Origin of the sequence: Nostocoides veronense (assembly GCF_039531185.1) — a bacterium.
GTDB lineage: Bacteria > Actinomycetota > Actinomycetes > Actinomycetales > Dermatophilaceae > Nostocoides_A > Nostocoides_A veronense.
In genome coordinates this window covers 1-22,583 of the sequence record NZ_BAAAPO010000025.1, presented here as the reverse complement: position 1 = coordinate 22,583, position 22,583 = coordinate 1, and the positions used below count along the sequence as shown (strand labels likewise).

21 protein-coding genes and 2 pseudogenes are annotated in these 22,583 nt (G+C 68.8%); 13 read left to right on the top strand and 10 right to left on the bottom strand.

What is annotated here, in order from left to right; genetic code table 11:
* Positions 1-21 precede the first annotated feature (21 nt).
* Positions 22-963 carry a TIGR01777 family oxidoreductase gene (locus ABD225_RS07910; RefSeq protein ID WP_344083239.1) on the bottom strand — a complete coding sequence of 314 codons (942 nt, stop codon included), beginning with the start codon at positions 961-963 and terminating at the stop codon, positions 22-24.
* Positions 960-1,631 (bottom strand): TetR/AcrR family transcriptional regulator, encoded by a 672-nt coding sequence (locus ABD225_RS07905; protein WP_344083237.1) that lies wholly within the window; start codon positions 1,629-1,631, stop codon positions 960-962. The genes ABD225_RS07910 and ABD225_RS07905 overlap by 4 nt, the downstream gene beginning before the upstream one ends.
* 148 nt (positions 1,632-1,779) lie before the next feature.
* Between ABD225_RS07905 and ABD225_RS07900 the strand changes: the two genes are divergently transcribed.
* Entirely contained in the window at positions 1,780-2,331 is a 552-nt protein-coding gene (locus ABD225_RS07900; protein WP_344083235.1) for a PspC domain-containing protein, read from the top strand.
* 166 nt (positions 2,332-2,497) lie between these two features.
* Here ABD225_RS07900 and icmF read toward each other — a convergent pair whose 3' ends face one another.
* Positions 2,498-5,728, bottom strand: a complete 3,231-nt coding sequence (icmF, locus tag ABD225_RS07895) for a fused isobutyryl-CoA mutase/GTPase IcmF (protein WP_344083233.1) — start codon at positions 5,726-5,728, stop codon at positions 2,498-2,500.
* A 130-nt stretch (positions 5,729-5,858) separates the two neighbouring features.
* Here icmF and ABD225_RS07890 point away from each other — a divergent pair, with 130 nt between their 5' ends.
* Positions 5,859-6,341, top strand: a complete 483-nt coding sequence (locus tag ABD225_RS07890; protein WP_344083231.1) for a MarR family winged helix-turn-helix transcriptional regulator — start codon at positions 5,859-5,861, stop codon at positions 6,339-6,341.
* Positions 6,342-6,389: 48 nt separating this feature from the next.
* The gene (locus ABD225_RS07885) at positions 6,390-6,989 is read left to right on the top strand and encodes a DinB family protein (RefSeq protein ID WP_344083229.1); all 600 of its coding nucleotides are present in this window, start codon (positions 6,390-6,392) and stop codon (positions 6,987-6,989) included.
* Between the two features lie 59 nt (positions 6,990-7,048).
* Here ABD225_RS07885 and ABD225_RS07880 read toward each other — a convergent pair whose 3' ends face one another.
* The 4 genes from ABD225_RS07880 to ABD225_RS07865 form a co-directional block, all read right to left on the bottom strand.
* On the bottom strand, positions 7,049-7,501 hold the full coding sequence (locus tag ABD225_RS07880; protein WP_344083227.1) for a hypothetical protein: 453 nt from the start codon (positions 7,499-7,501) through the stop codon (positions 7,049-7,051).
* A 104-nt stretch (positions 7,502-7,605) separates the two neighbouring features.
* Entirely contained in the window at positions 7,606-8,094 is a 489-nt protein-coding gene (locus tag ABD225_RS07875; protein ID WP_344083225.1) for a hypothetical protein, read from the bottom strand.
* The gene (locus ABD225_RS07870) at positions 8,060-8,671 is read right to left on the bottom strand and encodes an RNA polymerase sigma factor (protein ID WP_344083223.1); all 612 of its coding nucleotides are present in this window, start codon (positions 8,669-8,671) and stop codon (positions 8,060-8,062) included. Before ABD225_RS07870 ends, ABD225_RS07875 begins: the two co-directional genes overlap by 35 nt.
* 288 nt (positions 8,672-8,959) lie before the next feature.
* Positions 8,960-10,387, bottom strand: coding sequence for a S8 family peptidase (locus ABD225_RS07865; protein WP_344083221.1), 1,428 nt, complete (start codon positions 10,385-10,387; stop codon positions 8,960-8,962).
* Positions 10,388-10,417: 30 nt separating this feature from the next.
* Between ABD225_RS07865 and ABD225_RS07860 the strand changes: the two genes are divergently transcribed.
* Positions 10,418-13,180 carry a CHAT domain-containing protein gene (locus ABD225_RS07860; RefSeq protein ID WP_344083219.1) on the top strand — a complete coding sequence of 921 codons (2,763 nt, stop codon included), beginning with the start codon at positions 10,418-10,420 and terminating at the stop codon, positions 13,178-13,180.
* A gap of 389 nt (positions 13,181-13,569) precedes the next feature.
* Here ABD225_RS07860 and ABD225_RS18830 read toward each other — a convergent pair whose 3' ends face one another.
* Entirely contained in the window at positions 13,570-13,773 is a 204-nt protein-coding gene (locus tag ABD225_RS18830; protein WP_486348474.1) for a VapC50 family PIN domain-containing toxin, read from the bottom strand.
* Here ABD225_RS18830 and ABD225_RS07850 point away from each other — a divergent pair.
* From ABD225_RS07850 to ABD225_RS07830, 5 genes are all read left to right on the top strand, one after another.
* Positions 13,714-13,869 carry a hypothetical protein gene (locus ABD225_RS07850; RefSeq protein WP_344083216.1) on the top strand — a complete coding sequence of 52 codons (156 nt, stop codon included), beginning with the start codon at positions 13,714-13,716 and terminating at the stop codon, positions 13,867-13,869. The two genes, ABD225_RS18830 and ABD225_RS07850, sit on opposite strands and share 60 nt — an antisense overlap.
* Before the next feature lie 302 nt (positions 13,870-14,171).
* Positions 14,172-14,915, top strand: a complete 744-nt coding sequence (locus ABD225_RS07845; protein WP_344083214.1) for an IclR family transcriptional regulator — start codon at positions 14,172-14,174, stop codon at positions 14,913-14,915.
* 78 nt (positions 14,916-14,993) lie between these two features.
* Complete coding sequence (locus ABD225_RS07840) at positions 14,994-15,980, top strand: thiamine pyrophosphate-dependent dehydrogenase E1 component subunit alpha (protein WP_344083212.1); 987 nt, start codon at positions 14,994-14,996, stop codon at positions 15,978-15,980.
* Positions 15,981-15,997: 17 nt separating this feature from the next.
* Positions 15,998-17,080 carry an alpha-ketoacid dehydrogenase subunit beta gene (locus ABD225_RS07835; RefSeq protein ID WP_344083210.1) on the top strand — a complete coding sequence of 361 codons (1,083 nt, stop codon included), beginning with the start codon at positions 15,998-16,000 and terminating at the stop codon, positions 17,078-17,080.
* Positions 17,077-17,310: a lipoyl domain-containing protein gene (locus ABD225_RS07830; protein ID WP_344083208.1), complete on the top strand. Its 234-nt coding sequence runs from the start codon at positions 17,077-17,079 to the stop codon at positions 17,308-17,310. Before ABD225_RS07835 ends, ABD225_RS07830 begins: the two co-directional genes overlap by 4 nt.
* 67 nt (positions 17,311-17,377) lie before the next feature.
* On the opposite strand, the gene ABD225_RS07825 is transcribed toward ABD225_RS07830, so the two are convergent.
* Both ABD225_RS07825 and ABD225_RS18695 read right to left on the bottom strand, forming a co-directional pair.
* Complete coding sequence (locus ABD225_RS07825; RefSeq protein ID WP_344083206.1) at positions 17,378-17,536, bottom strand: hypothetical protein; 159 nt, start codon at positions 17,534-17,536, stop codon at positions 17,378-17,380.
* A gap of 47 nt (positions 17,537-17,583) precedes the next feature.
* Positions 17,584-17,838, bottom strand: a pseudogene (locus ABD225_RS18695) (hypothetical protein); the annotation flags it as partial.
* 323 nt (positions 17,839-18,161) lie between these two features.
* Here ABD225_RS18695 and ABD225_RS07820 point away from each other — a divergent pair.
* The 4 genes and pseudogenes from ABD225_RS07820 to ABD225_RS07805 all read left to right on the top strand — a co-directional run.
* Positions 18,162-18,899 carry a hypothetical protein gene (locus ABD225_RS07820; RefSeq protein ID WP_344083204.1) on the top strand — a complete coding sequence of 246 codons (738 nt, stop codon included), beginning with the start codon at positions 18,162-18,164 and terminating at the stop codon, positions 18,897-18,899.
* Positions 18,900-18,903: 4 nt separating this feature from the next.
* Positions 18,904-20,595: a sensor histidine kinase gene (locus ABD225_RS07815; protein WP_344083202.1), complete on the top strand. Its 1,692-nt coding sequence runs from the start codon at positions 18,904-18,906 to the stop codon at positions 20,593-20,595.
* Positions 20,592-21,242, top strand: coding sequence for a response regulator (locus ABD225_RS07810; RefSeq protein ID WP_344083200.1), 651 nt, complete (start codon positions 20,592-20,594; stop codon positions 21,240-21,242). The genes ABD225_RS07815 and ABD225_RS07810 overlap by 4 nt, the downstream gene beginning before the upstream one ends.
* Positions 21,243-21,401: 159 nt before the next feature.
* Positions 21,402-22,583, top strand: a pseudogene (locus ABD225_RS07805) (IS256 family transposase); the annotation flags it as partial.

Here is a 22,583-nt window from a genome sequence, read left to right as displayed (position 1 = left end):
TGGGGCTGTGGCGACGGCCGCTCAGCCGAGCTGGACCGGGAGCAGGCCGCGGGGGGTGTGGGCCGCGATATCGGCGAGGGCGGCGTCGAGATCGGGGAAGCGGAAGGCGTACCCGGTTCCCCGCAGCACACCGGGGTCAACCCAGCGGCTCTTAAGGACCAGCTCTGGCTCGGTGCGGATGACGCGGCCACCGAAGCCGAGCATCCGCGCTCCCAGGGGTATGCCGAGTCGCGGGCGAGCCGAGTCGCCCAGCCCGAGCGGTGAGCCGAAGTGGGTGCGCACCGCCGCCATCAGCTCGCGGTTGGGCACGGCGTGCGGGGAGGCGAGGTTCACTGGTCCCGCAATGTCGTGGTCGATGAGGTGGCGGATTGCGCCATAGATGTCATCGATGTGAATCCAGGAGACGATTTGGTCGCCATCACCCTGCGTGCCGCCGAAACCGATGCGGGCCAGGTTGATCAGCGGGCTGAGGGCGCCGCCGCCGGTGCCCAGGGTGATCGCCGTGCGCAGGGCGACCTTGCGGATGGGGGTTGGGGCGGCATACAACTCCTGCTCCCAGGCGCGCGCGACAGCAACCGAGAAGCCGCTCCCCAGCTCGCCCTCGACCTCGTCCTGCGGACGATCGCGGGCGTCGCGATAGATCGTGCCAGTGCTCGAATTAAGCCACACGGCAGGGGGATTCGAGCACTTCGCCAGGGAAGCGCCGAGGTCCTTGGTCGTTTCCGTCCGCGAACGAAGGATCTCGTCGGCGGTGCGCTTGGTGTAGCGGCAGCTCACCGAACGCCCGGCGAGGTTGATCAATGCCTCGCTGCCCTCGAGCACCGACGTCAGGTCGCTGCCCCACCGCGCGTCGGCGTCACGGCCGCGTCCGATCGTGCGAACGGTGAAGCCATCAGCCTCGAAGGCGCGCACGAGATGCCGCCCGATGAAGCCACCGGCTCCCGCAATGACAATGCTGCTCATGCCCGGCCACCCACGGCATCCACCAGGCCGGTCAGATCCTTGACGAATCCCTTCGCGACGGGCGTCCCCGCGAGGCGAATCGCCTTGCCCAGCAAGGGCGCCACGCGCTCCACGAGCACCCGTGTCCGCTCCTGTCCCGGCGAGTCGTCGACGACCCAGTGCAGCGTGACCCCGAGGTATGCCAGCCACAACAGCCGGGGCAGTTGCTCTCCGAGTCGCCCGCCCACCTTGCCGCGACTCGTGGTGGTGACCTCGCGCATCAGGCTGATCGCCGCCTCGCGCGCTGGCGCGGAATCGGGCGCGAACGGACTGACCCCCGAGCTGGTTCGGAGGGCCGATTGCACCAGCGTGGAGCCGAAGGAGTGGAAGGGCGCCATCGTGTCCAGGCCGGCGTGCAGGACGAGGGCGAGGTTCTCGGCGAGCGGTGCGCCGGGTCGCAATCTGCCGACCAGACGCTCCCGATGCTCGGCCTGGATGCGGACATACAACTCCTGCACGAGGGCCTCTTTGCCGTCGAAGTAGTAGTAGGCATTCCCTTGCGAGACACCGGCTTCGGTGGCGATCAGGCGCATGGTCGTGGCGTCATACCCCCGCTCCCGGAAGAGCCGAAGAGCTGTCTCGACGACGAGCTCGCGGGTGCGTTCGGACTTGCGCTCAACAGTCGGCATAAAGGCAGGTTACAGTATTTTGAACACGTTCAACTCGACTCGTGTTTGGGCATCACCACTGCAGCCCTGACCGGATCAGGGCTGCTCGGGGGTCCGGTCAGGGGTGGACCCAATGGCCCGCTTCGCGGCCCGGCGCGACAGTAGAGACATGACCACAGCAGCCAGCACCCGGACCGGCCTCGACCGCTTCTTCGAGGCAACCTCGAACTCCTCCTTCCGTCGCCGCGACGACAAGATGGTCGCCGGCGTCTGCAGCGCCGTCGCCGCCCGATTGGGCGTCGCCCCCAAGTTCGTGCGCCTCGCCGCGGTCGTTCTGGCCTTCGTCAGCCCGATGCTCGCGGTCTACCTGCTCGCGTGGATCCTGCTGCCGGACAGCAGCGGCCGCACCGTGATCGAGCGGGCCGTCCGGGGCGGGCAGACCTCGGCGATCGCCCTCACCGTGGTCGGTGGCCTGCTCGCCGCCAGCGATCTCGGGATCCGCGTCAAGGTCTGGCCGATGCTCGTCCTCGGCGCCGTGATCGCCGCCTTCGCGCTGGCCGCGCGCCGCCGCGGCGCGGCTCGTGGCCACCACAGCGCGGCTCAGCCGGCATACCCCTCCCCCTACGGCGACAGCTATGCCCAGCACCCGACTAGCTACTCGCCCTACGCCCAGCAGCCCCCGGCATCCGGCAACACACCCCAGGACGCCCCGCGCTGGTGAGGCCCCGGCATACGGCGGCCCGCATCCCGACCCCGCAGGAGGCGCGTCGCCCGCCGAGGCCAAGTCAGCACCGGTACGTCGAATCCGCACACCTTGGAAGGTGTGCGGATTCGACTTTCTTCTGTTAGCAGAGGTTAGGAGACCCCCGCCGGCCAAGGCCGAGCCGTCAGACGTTGCGGCGGTACTGGCCGCCGACCTCGAAGAAGGCGGTGCTGATCTGGCCGAGGGAGGCGACCTTGACGGTCTCCATGAGTTCCTCGAAGAGGTTGCCGCCGGAGGTGGCGACGTGGCGCAGGCGCTCCAGCGCCGGCTCGGCCTCGCCCTGGTGTCGGGTCTGGAAGTCGCGCAGGCGAGTCAGCTGGGACTGCTTCTCCTCTTCGGTGCCGCGCGCCAACTCCACGCTCTGGGTGTCATGGCTGTGGTCGTCGGAAAGGAAGGTGTTGACGCCGACGATCGGCAGGGAGCCGTCGTGCTTCTTGTGCTCATAGAGCATCGACTCGTCCTGGATCTTGCCGCGCTGATAGCCGGTCTCCATCGCGCCGAGCACGCCGCCGCGGTCGGCGATCCGCTCGAACTCGGTGAGCACGGCCTCCTCAACGAGGTCGGTGAGCTCCTCGATGATGAACGACCCCTGCAGCGGGTTCTCGTTGATCGACAGCCCCCACTCCTGATCGATGATCAGCTGGATCGCCAACGCCCGGCGCACGCTGTGCGCAGTCGGCGTCGTGATGGCCTCGTCAAAAGCATTGGTGTGCAGCGAGTTTGCGTTGTCGTACAGCGCGCACAACGCCTGCAAGGTTGTGCGGATGTCGTTGAAGTCCATCTCCTGCGCGTGCAGCGAGCGGCCAGAGGTCTGCACGTGATACTTCAGCTTCTGGGCGCGCTCGCCGGCGCCATACTTCTCTTTCATCGCCACCGCCCAGATGCGCCGGGCGACGCGGCCGATGACCGAATACTCCGCGTCCATGCCATTGGAGAAGAAGAAGGACAGGTTCGGCGCGAAGTCGTCGATCTTCATCCCGCGGGCGAGATAGGCCTCGACATAGGTGAAGCCATTGGCGAGCGTGAAGGCGAGCTGGCTGATGGGGTTCGCGCCGGCCTCGGCGATGTGATAGCCGCTGATCGAGACCGAATAGAAGTTGCGCACCTGGTTGGCGATGAAGAACTCCTGGATGTCCGCCATCGCCCGCAGCGCGAACTCGGTGGAGAAGATGCAGGTGTTCTGCCCCTGGTCCTCCTTGAGGATGTCGGCCTGCACCGTGCCACGCACCGTGGACAGCGCGCGCGCCCGAACCTCTTCTGCCTCAGCGGCATCCGGCTCCCGGCCCTCCTCCTCACGGAAAGCGTCGAGCTGCTGATCGATGGCGGTGTTGAGGAACATCGCGAGGATCGTCGGCGCCGGACCGTTGATCGTCATCGACACCGACGTCGTCGGCGAGCACAGGTCGAAACCGCCATAGAGCACCTTCATGTCATCCAGCGTCGCGACCGAGACACCGGAGGTGCCGACCTTGCCATAGACATCGGGACGCGGGTCGGGGTCGCGACCATAGAGCGTCACGGAGTCAAAGGCGGTGGACAGCCGCGTCGCCGGCTGCCCGGCGGAGAGCAGCTTGAAGCGCCGGTTGGTGCGCGCCGGATCGCCTTCTCCCGCAAACATTCTCGCGGGATTCTCTTCCTTGCGCTTGAACGGGAAGACGCCCGCGGTGAACGGGAAATAGCCGGGCAGGTTCTCGCTGCGCAGGAAGCGCACCAGCTCGCCGTGGTCGACATACCTCGGCAGCGCGACCCGCTTGATGTGCGAGCCCGAGAGGGTGGTGCGGGTCAGCGGGGTGCGGATCTCCTTGCCGCGCACGACATACACCTGCTCGTCCCCGGCGTATGCCGCCACCCGCTCCGGCCAGGCGGCGAGCAGTTCGCTGGTGCCCTCGGAGACGGCCGTCGCCGCCTCGGCGCGGACCGCCGCCACGGCATCGGCCGCGCCAGAGTCCTTCTCCCGCAACAATTCTTGCGTGACCGTGATCTGCTGCAGGGTCCGCGCTGCCGACGCCTGCGCGGCCGTCTCGGCGTGGTGATCGCGCACCGACGCGGCAATCTCCGCGAGATAGCGCTCGCGGCCCTTGGGCAGCACCGAGGTCAAGCCGGTCGAGGTCTTGGTCGAGGGGCTCGGGAGGATGCCGTCGAAGGCCGGCAAGCCCGCCTCGGTCAGCAGACCCTTGAGGTGCTGGTAGAGCGCGGTCACACCGTCATCGTCGAAGCGCGCCGCGGAGGTGCCGAAGACCGGCATGTCATCCCACGCGACGCCAAAGGCCTCGCGGTTGCGGATCATCTGCTTGGCGACATCGCGGCGCGCATCCTCGGCTCCGCGCCGCTCGAATTTGTTGATCGCCACGACATCCGCGTAATCGAGCATGTCGATCTTTTCGAGCTGGCTCGCGGCGCCGAACTCCGGCGTCATGACATAGAGCGACACATCGACGTGCTCGGTGATCGCCGCATCGCCCTGGCCGATGCCGGGGGTCTCCACGATGACCAGGTCGTATGCCGCGGCCTTGGCCGCCGCGATCATCGAGTCGATGCCCCGCGGCAGCACGCTGCCAGCCTCTCGGGTCGCGAGGCTGCGGAAGAAGACCACGCCCGGCTCGATGGAATTCATCCGGATCCGGTCGCCCAGCAGCGCCCCGCCGCCGCGTCGGCGCGTCGGGTCGATCGCCAGCACGGCCACCCGCAGCTTGTCCCCGGCGTCCCGGCGCAGGCGACGCACCAATTCATCGGTCAACGAGGACTTGCCCGAGCCGCCCGTGCCGGTGATGCCGAGCACCGGCACGCTGCGCCGAGCCCCTGCCTCAACCACCGCCGCCGCGAAGGCGTCATCGTGACCGGCCTCCAGGACTGTGATCGCCCGGGCGAGGGCCCGCTCCTCGCCCGCGAGCAGACCCTCAAGGTCGGCGCCGCTGGCCAGTTCGGTGTCGCACTCGGCGATAAGTTCGTTGATCATCCCCGGCAGGCCGAGCCGCTGCCCGTCCTGGGGGCTGAAGATGTGCGCGCCGACCTCGGCCAGTTGCGCGATCTCGGCGGGCACGATGACGCCGCCACCACCGCCATACACCTTGATGTGCCCGGCCCCGCGCGCGGCGAGCTCCTGCACCAGATAGGTGAAGTACTCGACGTGGCCACCTTGATAGCTGCTGATGGCGACGCCTTGGGCGTCCTCCTGGATCGCCGCCGTGACGATATCGGCGACGCTGCGGTCGTGACCGAGGTGGACCACCTCCGCGCCCTGACTCTGGAGCAGCCGGCGCATGATGTTGATCGCCGCGTCATGGCCGTCGAAGAGGCTGGCGGCCGTCACAAAGCGGACGGGATTCACGGGGACGTGCAGGGCGGGCTTAGTCACGGCGTACTCCCTCGGATTACGTGTACGTCCAATACTAGGACATCCATGCAAATCGGGAAAGAGCGGCAACGCCGCCCTCGGCGTGCTGCCGGCCCTCGTAGTTCATTGGACGTCCATGTAGTCTGGCCGCGTGGACACCATCGCGGAGGCCCGTCGGCAATGGACGGAGCACGGCTGGAGCGAGTCCGCCCTGGGCATGAGCGCCGTGACCTCGCTGATGCGCGCCCAGGCGATCATGCTGCGGCGCGTCGAGGCGGCGCTCAAGCCATTCGGGATCACTTTCGCGCGCTATGAGGTGCTCATGCTGCTGACCTTCAGCAGCCGCGGCTCCCTGCCGATGTCGGTCATTGGTGGCCGCCTGCAGGTGCATCAAAGCAGCGTGACCAATGCGGTTGATCGCCTGGAGCGCGCCGGATTGGTCCAGCGCACCATCCACCCCGATGACCGCCGCGCCTTCATCGTCACCATCACCGACGCGGGTCGAGCGATCGCCGCCGAGGCGACGACTGCCGTCAACGCCCAGGTCTTCGACTCGCCCGGCATCAGCGCCGCCCAGGCCGAGCGACTCGTCGACATCCTCGCGGCCCTGCGCGCCAACGCCGGCGATTTCTGATTCGCCGCGGCCAGCCTGCCGACCACAGCGACCCGGCAGACTGCTCGCATGGATGAGCGCGAGGAAGCAGCCCTGAAGGCGGAGTTGATTGCGCGGCTGGGCGATCTGCATACGGCCGTGCTCCAGAAACTCGACGGCCTCAGCGACTATGACCTGCGCCGGCCGCTGACGGCCACCGGCAGCAATCTGCTCGGCATCGTCAAGCACCTGGCGAGCATCGAGGCGGGCTACTTCGGAGACAGCTTCGGGCGTCCCTGGCCGAATCCGCTGCCCTGGTTTGCCGAGCGTGCCGCGATCAATGACGACATGTGGGCGACGCCGCAGGAGTCAGCGCAGGCGATCCGGGACTTCTACGCCCACGCCTGGGCGCATGCCCAGGAGACCTTCGCGGTCACCGCGCTGACCGACCGCGGCACAGTCGCGTGGTGGGCGCCCGAGCGGCGCCACCCCACGCTCGGGACATTGCTGGTGCATATGTCGATCGAGACCGCCCGGCACGCCGGTCACCTGGACATCCTGCGCGAACTAATCGATGAGAGCGCCGGCCGCTATGTCGGGGAGCCGAGTATGCCGACCCCCGAGGAGATCGACTGGGTCGCTTATCGCGCGAAGGTCCAGGCCGCGGCCGAGGAGTTCCTCCCGACGTGACCCGCGGGTAGGTCTGAGCTGTGGCCCCGTATGTGGTGCCAAAGCTCAGACCTTATTGCTCAGATCGTGAACCAGGGGGTGGCGAGGCGCCGCCGGCCGAAGTGGGCGAGTAGGCGCACCGGGCCGCTCGCGAGGTCCACGGCATACTCCCCGAACCGGTCGGCGGGAATCTCTTCCGCGGCCCCGTCGGCGCGCTGGGCGTACACCTGCGTCAACTCGTTCGCACCATCGGCGCTGACCACGACGCGCCGGCGACGGTAGCCCGCCGGCTCGACCTCCGCGCGCAGGGCGTCCTCGCCCGCGGCATACCGGTGCACCACGGCATCCCCGCGGGTGGCGACCGGCTCGGCCACCAAGTCGGCCAGGACGGCGTCGGCATTGGCCCAGTCGTGCAGGGCCGTGGCCGCCTGTGCGACACCCGGCGGCATCTGCGCCTCGGCGCGCACCAGATCGCCGAGGGAGTCGAGCAGCGCTCGGTCCTCGGGCGTCACGGCGAAGTGATCTGGCGCCATGTCCTCAATCCCAGTTATCGGAAAAGGCTTCAGAGGCACCAGGGTAGGGGCCAGTTCTGTGATCGTCCCGGGAATCGCCACCGCCCCGATGGGTGAACGTGGGGTCAGACCGTGAACCAGGCCGTATGCAGTGCGCCCCGCCGCCCGAGCCCGCCGAGCACCGCGATCACGCGCAGGGCACCCGAGGGGACGCTCGCGGCATACTGCCCAAAGCGGTCCGGGACCAGGTCCTGGCTGCGCCCGTCGGGGAATTGCAGGCTGACTTCTTTGACATCGGCCAAGCCGGCCGCGTCATCGACGCTGATCGACAGTTGGCGGCGCCGGAAGCCGGAGGGCTCGACCTCCGCCCGCACCTGCACGGTGCCGAGGTCGAAGGTGAAGGCGGCGTCGTCACCGCGCGTCAGCACGGGTGCAGCGCTCAGGTCGGCGAGCGTCTCATCGACGATCGCCCAATCGTGCAGCGCCTTGGCGGCCTCTTCGACATGCTGTGGGACGGCGTTTTCGCCGGACAGGATAGCCGCCAAGTGCGCCATCAGGACGCGCTCGCCGTCAGTGAAATCAAGGGGACCGAAGTCGTTCCGCTTGTCGGTCATGGGAGGTCGCCTCCTCGAGATGCCGGCGCAGCATGCTCAGGCACCGGATCCGGGTGGGGCCAATGGATCCAATCGGCATGTGCAGATCGGCAGAGATCTGCTGGTAGCTCTCGGATTCGATGACCAAGCGGCGCAGCAGTTCGCGGCAGCGCTCGGTCAACAAGGCATAGGCCGCCGCCACCTCGGTGATCGATTCGGCCCGAGTCAAGTGCTCCTCGGGTCCAGCCGAATCATCGACCAGGGTCACGGCGCTGACATCCATGGGTTCATAACGCGCCCGGGCCTTGATCAGGGCCAGGCATTCCCGCTTGGTGGTCGTCACGAGCCAGGCACCAACGCGAGAGGGATCGTTGATGCGCGTCAGGTTTTCGGCGAGCCGCAGCCAGACCGTCTGGGTCACGTCCGCGGCATCGGCATGCGACAAGCGGCACCGCAGAGCAACGGCATACACCAAGCGGGCATATCGATCGACCAGTTGCGCCCAGGCATTCTGGTCACCGTCTCGCGCAGCGAGGACCAACTCGGTGACGTCGTCGTCCACGGGGCGTTGCTGCGCCGCCGTGTTGCCACTCGTCATGGGGGTCTCCGGATTCGATACGAACTGCTGGCTGTGCGGGTGTTCCTGGTGTGCGACATGGCCCCTCCTTCCTGGTGGATAGCCCGTGATGCGGGCCGATTCATCCAGTCAGAGGAGCGCGGGGGGCACTTTGATACGGGGGACGGCGGACAATTCGGCATTCTCCCGCTCCGCCACCTCGCCCGCTAGCCCTTTCGGGCGCCACCTTGTACCCCTCAGTAACTTTCCTGTCGAGGGGTATGCCGTTCGGCTCGCCGCCGAGGGATGCCGCGGCTCAGCGACCGCGGCTCAGCGCTGGCGGAAGATCCAGGGGTTTAGGCGCAGCTTGGTCAGATCGGGCAGCTCGACGACGGGCGGGATGCGGAAGACGCGGCCGGGCGGCGGGTCCACGACGGGCGGGTCCGTGCGAGGGAACTGATCCGGCAGGGCGAGGAGGAAGCCGAAGTCGGGATTCGGCAGCCGGCCCTCGGCCCTGGTCCGCAGGACATCGACGGCTTCGACGGGCGTTAGGCCCGTTCCAAGCAACACCGCTAGTTCGCCAGCGACCTTGGGAGCGGCGAAGGAGGTGCCGGCCCAGATGGCCCAGGGGTTGGGGTCACCGTTCGGATCTGTGGGATCCATGACATAGGTGCTGAGCACGGGGACGGCGAGCGCGGAGAAGTCCACCCAGGGGCCGCGGTTCGACCAACCGACAGGGTCAAGATCCACCTCGAGGCCGCCGACCGCAATGACCATCTTGTGGGCCGCCGGGAGCATCGGAACCGTCGTCCCGCTGTTGCCAGCGGCCGCGACGACGACGACGTGATTGGGGATGTGGTGCAGGACGGCGGAAAGCGCCGGCGAGCCGAGGAGGTCGGGATCTTCGAACCCGAGGGAGATATTGATGACCTGGCAGCCGTCGTCGACCGCCTGCAGGATCATGTCCTTCAGCCGCCACGCACCGCCGAGGCCCCAGGAGTCGAGCGCGCGATACTGCCGGATTGTGGCGTCCGGGGCATGGCTGGCCACGATCCCCGTGACGAAGGTGCCGTGTCCTGCGCCGGGATCAAGGGTCGACTCATCGGCCTGGTTGAGCTTCGGCGCTCCGCCCTGCGGCGGGGTGACATTGTCGAACCAGCCGTCCGTGCGCGCGGGCGCGCCAGTGGATTCGAAGCCGCCATCGATCACGCCGATGACCACACCCGCGCCGCGACCCGTGCCCGTGGGCCGCGATGAGCTGTAGGTCGTGCGGTCGGCCTCGCCGCTGGCGCCTTGCGGTTTGATGGGTTTGAAGACGATGGCTTCATAGGTGACGTCATCGAAGCCGATCGAGAGCGGCGCCTGCCCGAGCGGCATATCGGCCACGAGCGTTCGCACGAGGGTGTAGAGCGGCTCGGCGGCCAGCCCGGTCCCCCGCAGCAAGCTGACGCCGATCCGCTCGTCCCGCTCGATATCGTCAACCGACCAGCCGGCATCCGCCAGCTTCGGCAGCACGCGGTCTTCCTGCTCGGTGAGCACCTGGAGCCGGCCGCGCACGATCAGTCGCTGCGCATTGCGCACCAGGTCGATCGGCCCTTGCGGACCGGCCGAGTCGATTTCGTGGAGCCTCTCGATGAAGCGTTCATACCGCCGCAGGAACTCCAGGGTGAGCTTGGGATTCTGCGCGGCGAGCCGACGACTGCGGTCCCAGACCGCGCCGCGTGCGGTGTCGTCGTCCGAGGGTGGCTGTTGCGCCATGATTTCCTCCATCATCAGATCGGAGTAGCCGTGGGCAGCACCCCTTTGTCGCTAGAGGGCGATTCCGACCTGGTGATACATGCTCATCGGCTGCGTGAAGAGATCCTGGCGCATCCGGGCACGACACCGCCAGAGGCGGAGGCCTTCTTGGCGCGCTGCGAGGCGGCCGGAGCGCATGACGCGGCGGCTCTGGTGCACGGCGCGTTGGCCTCCGCATACCGCGAAGCGCAGCGCTATGCCGAGGCGATGACGTATGCCGATCGCGCCGTCACGGAGGGATCCCGGGGCGGCGATGACGACCTGGCTCGGGCCTTGGCTGTGCGGGCGATGGTCCATGTCGAGACCGGTGGTCGGGCCGAGGCGCAAGCGGATCTGGCGCGCGCGGGGGCCTTGAATGTCACCGATCCCACGGTGGCCTTGGGAAGTGCCGTGGTGGCCCATCACTGCGGGGACTATCGCCTGGCGCGGTCGGTCTTGGCCGATCTCGTGTCGCGCTCGGATGTTTCGCCGCTGCACCGGATGATGGCGCTGAACAATCTCGGCGACATCCTGCTGCTTGTCGATGACACCCGCTCCGCCTTGGGGTCATTCCGCGAGGCCCTGGAGATCGCGCAGTCCGTGTCGCCGCACCATGCGCCCTTTGTCGAGGTGGGCATCGGCTCGGCGCTTGCGCAACTCGGCGACCTCGGCGGCGCCCTCGCGGCCTTCCGGCGTGCCGAGACCGATCAGGTGCGGCTGACCGGCGTGGGCATGGACGCGGAGTACCACGCCGAGCTCGCGGCGCTTTTCGGGCGGTTACGCCTCCTGGCCGAAGCCCGAACGTATGCGCAACTGGCTCTCGACCACCTCTCGGCGGCGGCGCCATCGCTGATGATCATCGACGCGATGATGACTGCCGCGCGTCTGGCGCTGCTCGACGGGGATGAGGCGAGCGCCCGCGACCTATTGGCCCGGGCCGAGACGGGGTATGCCGCTCAGGGCCGCCCCGTGGGAGTCGCGATGGCCGCTCTCGAGCGGCTCGCGCTGGCTGTGCCGGGTGACGCGGCCGCCATCGCGGCGCACGCCGATGCCCTCGGTGCCGCCGGTATGACGCGGGCCGCCGCCCGCGGGTGGCTGCGGGCCGCGAGTGCGGCGTGGGAGTCGGGCGATGGGGAGGCTGCTCGTGCCTTGTGGGAGCGGTCGGCCGGCGCGGTGGGGGCCGAGGCGGTGGTGGTGCGGGAGGCTGGCGCACGCCACCAGCTATCGGTCGGCGCTGCGGAGGCGGCGCGGACGCAGGTGCGCGCGGCGCTCGCCGAGATCGACGCCCAATCGGCGCTCGCGGGTGCGCCCGATCTGCGGCATCGCATGGCGGCCGATCGGGCACGCTTTGAGTTGTTGCTGCGTCAGATCAACGAGTCTGATTCTGCCGCAGCACAATTGGACGCCATCCTGCGCGGGCGGCCACCTGCGGTGGGAGCCGTCGAGTTGTCCGAGGATGAGGAGCAGTTGCGTTCGCAATGGCGCGAACTATCCCGACGAATCGAGTCCGCGGACGAGAGCCCCGCCGACCTCGTGGCGCTTGGCGCGCGCCTGGCAGACACCGAACGCGCGCTGCGCGCCGGCGCGTGGGGGCGAGCCGGCGCTGGACGTGATGGCGCAGCGGGGCGCGGCGGCTTGGCGAGTGAAGCGTGTGGAACGGCGGATGGTCCGGCGGGCGGCGCAGCGGGGCGGGCGGCATACGGCCTGACCGAGCTGGCCGCGCACGTGGCCGGTCCGCTGCTCGTGCTGGTGCGCGTGGGCGAGGAGGCGGTGGCCTTCGGCCATGCGGTCGGTGTGACCACTCGCGTGGTGCTCGGCCCATGGCGGCAGGTCACCGAGGACTTGGCGCAACTCTCGCGGGGGCTGGCGCGGGTGGCGACGGGCGGGCGGGGCGGGGCGGCATACGCCGGGACGGTGGCGCTCGCCGCGGGCCTCGACGCAGCTCTGGGGGCGTGCCTGTCCGACACCGGCGACACCGAGTTGCTCGTATTGCTGGACCGCAGCATCGACTCCGCGCCGCTGACCGCGCTACCGCGGATCTGGCGGCGACCGGTGCGTTTTGCCTCGCTGGCCGTCACGGCGGGCCGGGTGGGCTCGGCACTCGCGCGGTCGCCGGTCGTCCTGGTCGCCGCCGGCCCGCGGCTGGACCACGCCGCCGCCGAGGCGGAGGGCGTGGGGGAGATCTGGGCTGAGGAGTCCGAGGTGGCCCGACCGGCTACAGGTATGCCGTTGCCGGTGCCCGACCCACGCTCAGCGTCGGCCGCAGCAGCCGATACCTATAGCCGGTCGGCCCAGGCTGCCACGGTTCGACGGACCACCAGTGCCGTGAGAGGGGACCTACTCGACGCCGACATCGTGCACGTCGCGGCCCACGCGAGCCTGCGGTGGGACAACCCGATGCAGTCCGTCATACACCTCGACGACGGGCCACTTGCCTTGACGGAGCTTGCGGCCGCGCGCGGGGGTGGGCCGCTGCGACTGCTATACCTCTCCGCGTGCTCGCTCGCGAGCGCGCCCACCGACGACGTGCTCGTCGGGGCCATGCCCATGCTCGCCGAGCACGTCGCGCACGAGGTGCTTGCCTCCTCCATCCCGCTCCCCGACGCCCACGCCCCGGGCATCGCGTATGCCGTCCACCGCGCCCTCCGCTCCGGCCGCTCCCCCGCCGCAGGCCTCGCCGACGCTCGCGGCGGCCTGGTCAGGGAAATGGACACGGTGGACAACTCTGCGTGGGCCGCCCTCGCCTGCCTTGCGGTGCATACGGCAGCGCCCTGAGCCGCCGCACTCACCGTCATCGTCCTTTCCGCGAAAACCCAGCGAACGAGCCAACTGACTGTCAGCAGGCGCTGCATGGCTGAGGAGCCACGCAAACGCGGCAAGGTCACGTCCGGCATCGTGACTGGGCTCGCGCTGCTCGCGGCCTTGGGACTTCACGTGCTGACCAAGCAAGCGGAGGCGAAGTACTACTACCACGTTGGTTCCTGCGTGACCGTCGATGGCTTTGACCAGGCCGACGTTGATTGCGCCGCCAAGGGCTTGCGCTTCCAGGTGGCGACGACCGTGGTCAATGCCGAACTCGACGTGTGTAACCGGGCGCGGTGGCCCGAACGGTTGAGACGCGATCACCACTGTCGGATGATTGGTTGGCGAAGCCTAGCCCTCGATCACCAGCGGTTTCTCGCCAGGTTGGGCCACCGTCGCCGCAGCTCGGACGAGAAGTCGCGCAGGCCGAGCCTGTCGAACGAGGCCATGAGTTGTAGCGGAGTCAGTCTCGGCCGAGCAGACTCCGTAGATTGCCGCCAAAGTGCGTGAACGACGGCCTCAGGGTAAAGATCGAGCTGGTCCAGGAGGAGGACATCCGGATGCACGGCTTCAAGGTGGTGGCGGTGCATCTCATCAGGCGGGAAGTCCTTGAGATTGAACGTGACGATGATTTGGCACTCGGAGTGCACAGCCGCCGCTAGCACGTGCCGGTCCTTGGGGTCGCATGCCTGGGTGATGGATAGGATCAGCACGCGTTATGCACTGACTTTCTCGGCCGTCCACGATGTGGCCCTTCGCGGTCCGGACAAATGACCCGGTATGCCGTCCGCCCACCCCCGCGCGCACCGCACCAAGCCGACGGGGCACCGGGGTGGCGTGGGTGGCTGAGGGTCGGCAGCGGTCGGTCGAGCCAGCCCCGCCCCTTGCCCCGACGCGCCGGCTCCTGCACAGTGAGTCCACGCCGCGCGGGCGGCGACCGGTCAACGACGACGGGAGGGTGGCCATGGCCGAACCCACGCTCATCGGCTCGGTCCAACGCGCCCTCCGGCTGATGGAGGCGGTGGCGGCCAGCGAGGATGCCGTGCCGGCCAAGAGTCTGGCTCGGATGGTCGGGCTGGCCCTGCCGACGACCTACCACCTGCTGCGCACGCTGGTCCACGAGGGCTACCTGCGCAAGCTCACCGACGGCTACGTGCTCGGACCATCCGCGATGGTCGCGTCACCGCCGGCGATGCAGGCCTTGCTGCCGCGAGTCCGGCCGGTCCTGAAGTCGCTGCGTGACGAGGTGGGCGGCGCCACCTACCTGTCGGTCTACAGCGACGGCGAGATCCGCTTGGTCGACATTGCCGATGGTCCCGACGCACCCTGCGTGGACCTGTGGGTGGGGGTCCAGGACTCGGGGCACGCCACCGCCTTCGGCAAGGCGATCCTCGCCGGACTGAGCGCCGAGCGCCGAGCCGACTACATCGCCCGGCACCAGCTGCACGATCTGACCCCCAACACGATCACCGACCGGCGGGCCCTGGCCCAGCGCCTCGAGGACCACGCCGACATCTGGGCCGACTCCGAGGAGTACCTCCTCGGGACCTCGTGTCTGGCGGCGCCGATCCGCGTCGGCGGTGTCGTCGGGGCAGTCGCGGTGTCACTGCCGGCCCGGCGACCCGGCCACGAGCAGCACGCGGCCGCGCTGCAGCGCGCGGCCCGACGGCTGGGCTGGGCGATGGCCGAATCGTCGATCACTCCCTGACTCACCATCTGAAATCAGCGCCCTGTCGCGGCAGCAGTCGCCGGTTGGACGATGTGGTCCTCGCTCAAGGAGGAGCCCATGAGTAGCCGCATCGATGCCGCTGTCCAGCGTGACCTGTACGACCAGATGGTCCTGATCCGCACCTACGAGGAAGCCATCCTGCGTGAGTACCACGCGGACAAGAAGCCGGCGTTCGACATCGGCGCCGGCCTCATCCCCGGCGAGATGCACCTCGCGGCCGGCCAGGAGCCGGTTGCGGCCGGCGTCTGCGCGCATCTGAGCCGCGGTGATGCGGTGACCGCGACGCACCGCCCGCACCATTTCGCCATCGCCCACGGCGTCGACCTCAACCGGATGACCGCCGAGATCTTCGGTCGCGTCGACGGTCTGGGGCGTGGTCGTGGTGGTCACATGCACCTTTTCGACCCGGACGCGCACTTCTCCTGTTCGGGCATCATCGCCGAGGGCTACCCGCCCGCAGCCGGTCAGGCGCTGGCCTTCAAGAAGCGCGGCACCGACCGCGTTGCCGTTGCCGTCACCGGTGAGGGAGCGGCCAACCAGGGCGCCTTCCACGAGACCCTCAACCTCGCGGCGCTGTGGAAGCTCCCCGTCATCTTCGTCGTCGAGGACAACGACTGGGGCATCTCGGTGCCGCGCAGCGCGTCGACCTCGGTGGCCAACAACGCCGAGCGGGCCGCGGCATACGGAATCCCGGGTGTGCGGGTCGAGGACAACGCGGTCGAGGCGGTCCACGAGGCCGCCGGCGAAGCAGTCGAGCGAGCCCGCAACGGTGGCGGCCCGACTTTGATCGAGGTGCACACCCTGCGCCTGTGGGGCCACTTCGAGGGTGACGCCCAGGGCTATCGAGCCGACCTCGAGGGCGTGCCCGGCAAGGACCCGATCCCGACCTACGAGGCCGTCCTGCGTGAGGCTGGCATCCTCGACGACGCTGCCGTCGCGATCACCCGGCGGGCCGCCTCCGACACGGTCGAGTCCGCGATCGCCTTCGCCAAGGCGAGTCCCGAACCGGACCCGTCCACCGTCCGTGACTACGTCTTCGCCTGAGCAGGAAGGGAATCGAGATGAGCATCGACACCACCCAACAGCCCGCCACGCAGGGCGACCCGGCGGAGCAGCCGGCGGCCGCCCCGGCCACCAAGCGGCTCAACACCGCCAAGGCCATGGTCGAGGCGATCGCGCGCGAGATGGAGCGTGACGAGGACGTCTTCGTGCTCGGCGAGGACGTCGGCGCCTACGGCGGCATCTTCTCCTCGACCACCGGGCTGCTCGACCGGTTCGGACCGGAGCGGGTCATGGACACCCCGATCTCCGAGACCGGATTCATCGGCGCGGCGATCGGTGCGGCCACCGAGGGGATGCGACCCATCGTCGAGCTGATGTTCGTCGACTTCTTCGGGGTCTGCATGGACCAGATCTACAACCACATGGCCAAGATCCACTTCGAGTCCGGCGGCAACGTCAAGGTGCCGATGGTGCTCATGACCGCGGTCGGCGGCGGCTACTCCGACGGTGCCCAGCACTCCCAGTGTCTGTGGGGCACCTTTGCCCACCTGCCCGGCATGAAGGTCGTCGTGCCGTCCAACCCGGCCGACGCGGCCGGACTGATGACCGCCGCGATCCGCGACGACAACCCGGTGGTCTTCATGTTCCACAAGGGCATCCAGGGACTCCCATGGATGGCCAAGAACAAGCGCTCCATCGGTCCCGTTCCGACCGGTGACCACGTCGTCGAGATCGGCAAGGCGGCCACCGCCCGACCCGGCTCGGACGTCACCGTCGTCACCCTGTCGTTATCGGTCCACCACGCTCTGGACGTCGCCGAGGAGCTCGCCGCCGACGGCATCGCCGACGTCGAGGTGATCGACCTGCGCAGCATCGTGCCGCTCGACACCGAGGCGATCATCGAGTCGGTGACCCGGACGGGCCACCTCGTGATCGTCGACGAGGACTACCAGTCGTTCGGGCTCTCGGGAGAGATCGCGGCCCGGATCGCCGAGCACGACCCGACCATCCTCAAGGCACCGATCAGCCGGGTGGCCGTGCCGGACGTGCCGATCCCCTACGCCCGCCCGCTGGAGTACGCCGCCCTGCCGACGCCCGCGCGGATCAAGGAAGCCATCATCGGTCAGGTGGCGCCGGCATGACCGATGTCGTCTTCCCGGTCATCTCCCAGTCCGACCCGGACGCGGAGGGAACGCTGGCCACGTGGTTCGCCGAGGACGGTGCCGTCGTGGCCGAGGGTGACCTGCTCGCCGAGGTCGCCGTCGACAAGGTCGACATGGAGCTCGTGGCGCCGGTCGCCGGCACGATCACGCTGATTGAGGACGAGGGCGCGGTGCTCCGGGCCGGCGCGCTCATCGCGACGATCGACTGACCGCTGCCCTCACCTGCCTGGTGTGCCTGAGACCGCGCTCCAGCGTGGTCTCAGGCACACAAGGCGGTCAGACCGGTACGCCGTTGAGGTCGGTTGCGACGACGCCCTCGCCCCAGGCGACCTTCGGCGTCGCGTAGAAGTTGACTCCTGCGGCGGTCCAGTGCGGCCCGAGGGCGCCGAGGCGTTGCAGGAAGGAGCGACGTCCTTGCGGTCGGCTCGCGACCACCCGGTCTCGAGGACTGCGGCTGCCCGGCGCAGGGCCATCCACAGCGCCTGTGCCTCACCCCGGATGGTCTCGGACCACAGCGCCGCCTCGACGCCGAGCACCGACTCCTGGGCAGGCCGCCCTCGACCGTCGTCGTCGGATCCCAGTCGTAGTAGCGCGGGACGTCGCAGTCGCCACTGCAGGCCCAGATCAGGCCGATCGGGGTCTCGGGGGAGTACTTCTGGTCGAGGTCGGACTTGAGCTCGAACGAAGGTCGACAGTGTGGGAAACGTCCAGCTCGAGGCAGCCACGGCCGAGAACATCCCGGAGGTCTCCACCGTGCCGCCGGGGAGCACCGTCTTGGACAGTGCCTACGTGACGCGAACAAGCTGACCATCCTCGTCTACGCGCCAATTCTCGCTTTGCCAGGACGGCCGCAAGACTGGGACCGTCGAGGCGAAGCATCACGCGTCTCACCGCCGGGAAGTCGTGCGCCTAAGCAGCGTTCAGCCCCTCGGACGGATGAGCGCTTTGTGTGAGGGTTTGGTGCGTAGAGATGGTGCAGGTGACCCATGTGTCGGTCTGTCTGATCGGGCGACGATGAGTCAGCCCGGGCGGACGGCCCGGCCGATAGGAGGACACCGGAATGACCGCACAGGACGTGGCCGCCGCCGTGGCGGGGCCGAACGAGACTCAAGTCCTGCCCACCCGGCCGCCGCTTTCCCGCGCGGCCCAACTTGCCGTAGCAGCGAGCCTGATCCTGGCCGGTTTCCTCAATGGAGGGACTCAGTTCGTCGGCCATCTCGTCATCGATGACGGCGGCGACTTCGGCGACCAGATCCGCTGGGGCGCTGAGCACCCCGTATTCCACGGCGTCGAGCAGTTTGCGCTCCTGGCGAGCATGCTGTTCCTGCCGGTCGCCGTCCTCGGACTCGCCCAGGTGACGCGGCACCGGGCGCCGAGGCTGACCGCGGTCGGGATTCTGCTCACCTTGTGGGGTTTCTGGGGTTTTCACAACATCCTCGCGCTGGGCTACACCGCCGGGACGATCGCGCCGCCCGCGCTCGGGGTCGATGCCGCGGTCCGGCTCAATGACGCCTTTCTGGAGCACCCCGGGGCCGTGTTCGGAGCGTTGGTGCCGCATCTGCTCGGCTCGTTGTTGGGCCTGATCCTGTTGGCGGCGGCGGGCTGGCGTGGCAGGAGCCTGCCGCGCATCCCGCTGGTCCTGCTGGTCGCGTTCCTGCTCTGGGACTTCCTCCTGCCGCCGGTCGGGCCGTTCGAGGCGCACCTGCTGCTGCTGGTCTCTTTCGGTTGGCTCGGAGTGCACGTGGCGCGGATGTCGTGGCGGGAGTGGAGCGGGACGGCGGAGCCGGGAACATACTGACCCCATGAGCGGGAGCACTCCGGCGAGGGTGGCGCCCTGGTCGGCGGCTGCGGCGACCATCGCCCTCTCCCTCGCCGCCGCGTGGGTCACCGGGACCGGGTCCGGCCGGGCGGCGGGGCTGCACGAGGTCGGTCTGAAGCTTCTGGTGATGCCGCTGCTGTGGGCCATCCCCGGGGCGCTCATCGCAGCGCTCGGCCCGCTGCTGCTCGGCTGGTCGATGATCGCGGTGGCGGCACTGTTCGCCCTCTCTGCCCTGGCCGGTGCGAGCCTGCAGGCCGGCGTCACCTCGGGCGCACCCTGGTGGATCTGGTATGCCGATCGGGCCTCGGCGCTGATCGTGCCGCTGACGTTGGTGGTGCTGCTGCTGCTGCCGGACGGACGACTGCCATCCGGGCGCTGGCGACCCTGGGCCACGGTTGCGGTCGGGCTTCAGGTCCTGGCCGTGGCCGCCTGGGCATCCCTGCAGGGGCCGGCGGCGGCACCGGACTCCTCGCTGCCGGCCTGGACGCGTGAGTTCGCGAATCCGGTCGGCCTCCTCCCCAGCGGATGGGGCGAGCCGCTGCAGAGCTGGGCCGAGATCGCGATCCAGGTGCCGTTCCTGCTCGTGCCGGTCGCGGTCTACGGGAAGCTGAGAGGCGCCCGCGGCGACACCCGCCGGCGGGTGGTCAGCGTCCTGCTCGCCGTCGTGGCCTTCACGCTCCTCGTCGTCGTAGGACGCTGGCTCTGGCCGGCCGGCGGCGATCTGCTCGACATCGTCGCAGGCGGGCTGCTGGCCCTGACCGTAACGGCGAGCGTGCTCCGCTTCCGCCTGGGCTGGGTGGACCGGGTCGTGGGCCGGCTGACCGTCTTCCTCGTGCTCGCAACAGTGCTCGCGCTCGGGTATGCCCTGGTCGTCTCCCTCGCGTCCACTGCCGGGTCGCAGGTCTCACCGGTCGCGGTCGGCCTCATCGCCGCCGCGGTCACCCTGGCCCTAGCCCCGGCCCGGGCCCGCCTCCATGACGCGGTCGACTGGGCCCTCTACGGCGACTCACGCGAGAGCGCCCGGGTGCGACGACTGACCGAAGAGCTCGCGTCCAGCCGGCACCAGCTCGTCACCGCACGGGAGGAGGAGCGGGTGCTGCTGCGACGTCAGCTCCACGACGGCCTCGGACCGACACTTGCAGGAGTCGCGATGCAGCTGCGCGACCTGGACCAGATCGTCCAAGAGGATCCCGACCTGGCACGGAGCAGACTGGACCGCCTGGCGCAGGCGACCCATCAGGCCCTGAACGAGGTCCGACAGATGAGCCGGCAGCTGCGCCCGCCGGCACTGGACGAGCTCGGGCTGGTCGGTGCCCTCGAAGAGGTCGCCGAGAGCCTGGGCCTCGACTGCGTGGTGGTCAGCGAAGACCTCGGCGTGCTCCCGCCTGGACCCGAGGCCGCCGCATACCGGATCGGGCGCGAAGCACTCACCAACGTCGCCCGCCACTCCGGATGCACTTCGGCGCAGCTGACGATCGCCCGACACCGCGACGGCCTACAACTCGAGGTGCGTGACCACGGTGCCGGGCGCAGCGGCCCAACCGGAGTGGGGACGCTGTCCATGCGGGAGCGGGCACACGAGCTCGGCGGGTCGCTCTCGATCGAGGACACCGACGGCGGAGGGACCACGGTTCGCGCCTGGCTGCCCCTCCCCGCGCAGGGAGGGACCCGATGAGCCCGATCCGGGTCGTCCTCGTCGACGACCACCCCATGTTCCGCGAGGGCGTGCGCTTCACGCTCCAACGAGCCGACGACATCGAGGTCGTCGCCGAGGCGGCAGACGGAGCCGCCGCCATCGCTGCCGTCGTCGACACCGCCCCAGACGTCGTCCTCATGGATCTCGCGATGCCGGGGATCGGCGGCCTCGAAGCGATCACGAGGATCCTCCACGACCACCCGAGCGTCGCCGTCCTGGTACTGACCATGTCCGAACACGACACAGCCCTCTTCGCCGCGCTGCGGGCCGGGGCACGCGGATACCTCGTCAAAGGTGCACCCGGTCAGGAGATCGTCTCGGCGATCCGCTCCGTCGCCGCAGGTCACGTCCTGATCGGCGCGCCCGTCGCGGCCCGCACCCTCGAGGTCCTCACCGACCCCGGCCCGCGCGGGTCCGCGGACCCAGAGCACGACTACGGACTCACCCAACGAGAGCATGAGGTACTCGCACTGCTGGCCCGCGGCATGACGAACCAACAGATCGCCGACAGACTCGTCATCTCACCGATCACCGCCCGCAACCACGTGAGCAACATCCTGACGAAACTCCAGGTACGCAGCCGCCGCGACGTGATCCGTCGCTTCGGACGCCACGAAGAACCCTGAGCACAGGCCCATGCCGGCAGCGTGAACAAAGACCGACCGGCGCACCAACGCGTTACGTGAGTCCTTTCAGCACCCCTCTGTGTCAAGAGGGGGACTGTCCGGTGAAAGGTGTTTCTGGCTCGACACGCCGACGAGGTCGGCGAGGAAGGCTGGTCACCGATGACCGAGGCAACATTGAAGGGCATGAGTTCGATGCCCAAGGAAGCGAAGAAGAGGACTTCAGCGAGAGCGACTCCTGGTGAGCGGGCGGCGGTGGCCGAGCTGGTCAAGGCCGCTCGGGCTCGTGGTGAGGAGCTGACCGGCCCGGAGGCCTGTTGAAGTCGATCACCGCCACTGTCCTGGAGGCGGCGCTCGAGGAGGAGATGACCGATCACCTCGGTCACGCCAAACACCAGGCTCCCGAGGGTGGTGCCGGCAACATCTGCAACGGCACCCGGGCCAAGACGGTGCTGACCGATACTGCTGGCGAGGTCACCATCGAGGTGCCGCGGGACCGGGCCGGCACGTTCGCTCCGGTGATCGTGAAGAAGCGGCAGCGTCGTCTCACTGATGTTGATGCGGTGGCAATCTCGTTGTACGCCAAGGGCCTGACCACGGGCGAGATCTCCGCGCACTTCGCCTGGGGGTACCTCCCGCTTGCGGGGGCGGTGTACGGCGCGAGCATCTGCAAGGACACCGTCTCGAGGATCACCGAGAAAGTGGTCGAGGAGATGCAGTCCTGGTCCAGCCGTCCGCTGCAACGGGTCTACGCGGCGATCTTCATCGACGCGATCTACGTCAAGGTCCGTGATGGGCAGGTCGGCAACCAGCCGTTCTACGCCGCGATCGGGGTCGACCTGGACGGCCGCCGTGACGTGCTCGGCCTGTGGGCCGGGCAGGGCGGCGGGGAGAGCGCGAAGTTCTGGATGAGCGTGCTCACCGACCTGAAGAACCGCGGCGTCCAGGACGTCTTCTTCATCGTCTGTGACGGCCTGAAAGGCCTGCCCGATTCGGTGAACGCGGTCTTCCCGCAGGCGATCGTGCAGGCATGCGTGATCCACCTGATCCGGGCCACCTTGCGGTACGCCTCGCGCAGGTACTGGGACCAGCTCGCCAAGGATCTGAAGAGCATCTACACCGCAGCCACGGCCCAGGCCGCCTGGGCGGCGTTCGAAGAGCTCGAGGAGAAGTGGGGCAAGACCTACCCCGCGATCCCGAAGATGTGGCGAGCAGCGTGGGAGGAGTTCACCCCGTTCCTGGACTACGACGTCGAGATCCGACGGGTCCTGTTCAGCACCAACGCGATCGTTATCTTGAGCCAGCTTCAGGGTGTCGTTGATGTAGCCGATGGCCTGGATCGGT

Coding starts and splice junctions, on each gene's coding strand:
- ABD225_RS07910 (WP_344083239.1), bottom strand. CDS start 963: ATGAGCAGCATTGTCATTGCGGGAGCCGGTGGCTTCATCGGGCGGCAT.
- ABD225_RS07905 (WP_344083237.1), bottom strand. CDS start 1,631: ATGCCGACTGTTGAGCGCAAGTCCGAACGCACCCGCGAGCTCGTCGTC.
- ABD225_RS07900 (WP_344083235.1), top strand. CDS start 1,780: ATGACCACAGCAGCCAGCACCCGGACCGGCCTCGACCGCTTCTTCGAG.
- ABD225_RS07885 (WP_344083229.1), top strand. CDS start 6,390: ATGGATGAGCGCGAGGAAGCAGCCCTGAAGGCGGAGTTGATTGCGCGG.
- ABD225_RS07880 (WP_344083227.1), bottom strand. CDS start 7,501: ATGGCGCCAGATCACTTCGCCGTGACGCCCGAGGACCGAGCGCTGCTC.
- ABD225_RS07875 (WP_344083225.1), bottom strand. CDS start 8,094: ATGACCGACAAGCGGAACGACTTCGGTCCCCTTGATTTCACTGACGGC.
- ABD225_RS07870 (WP_344083223.1), bottom strand. CDS start 8,671: ATGACGAGTGGCAACACGGCGGCGCAGCAACGCCCCGTGGACGACGAC.
- ABD225_RS07865 (WP_344083221.1), bottom strand. CDS start 10,387: ATGGCGCAACAGCCACCCTCGGACGACGACACCGCACGCGGCGCGGTC.
- ABD225_RS07845 (WP_344083214.1), top strand. CDS start 14,172: ATGGCCGAACCCACGCTCATCGGCTCGGTCCAACGCGCCCTCCGGCTG.
- ABD225_RS07840 (WP_344083212.1), top strand. CDS start 14,994: ATGAGTAGCCGCATCGATGCCGCTGTCCAGCGTGACCTGTACGACCAG.
- ABD225_RS07835 (WP_344083210.1), top strand. CDS start 15,998: ATGAGCATCGACACCACCCAACAGCCCGCCACGCAGGGCGACCCGGCG.
- ABD225_RS07830 (WP_344083208.1), top strand. CDS start 17,077: ATGACCGATGTCGTCTTCCCGGTCATCTCCCAGTCCGACCCGGACGCG.
- ABD225_RS07820 (WP_344083204.1), top strand. CDS start 18,162: ATGACCGCACAGGACGTGGCCGCCGCCGTGGCGGGGCCGAACGAGACT.
- ABD225_RS07815 (WP_344083202.1), top strand. CDS start 18,904: ATGAGCGGGAGCACTCCGGCGAGGGTGGCGCCCTGGTCGGCGGCTGCG.
- ABD225_RS07810 (WP_344083200.1), top strand. CDS start 20,592: ATGAGCCCGATCCGGGTCGTCCTCGTCGACGACCACCCCATGTTCCGC.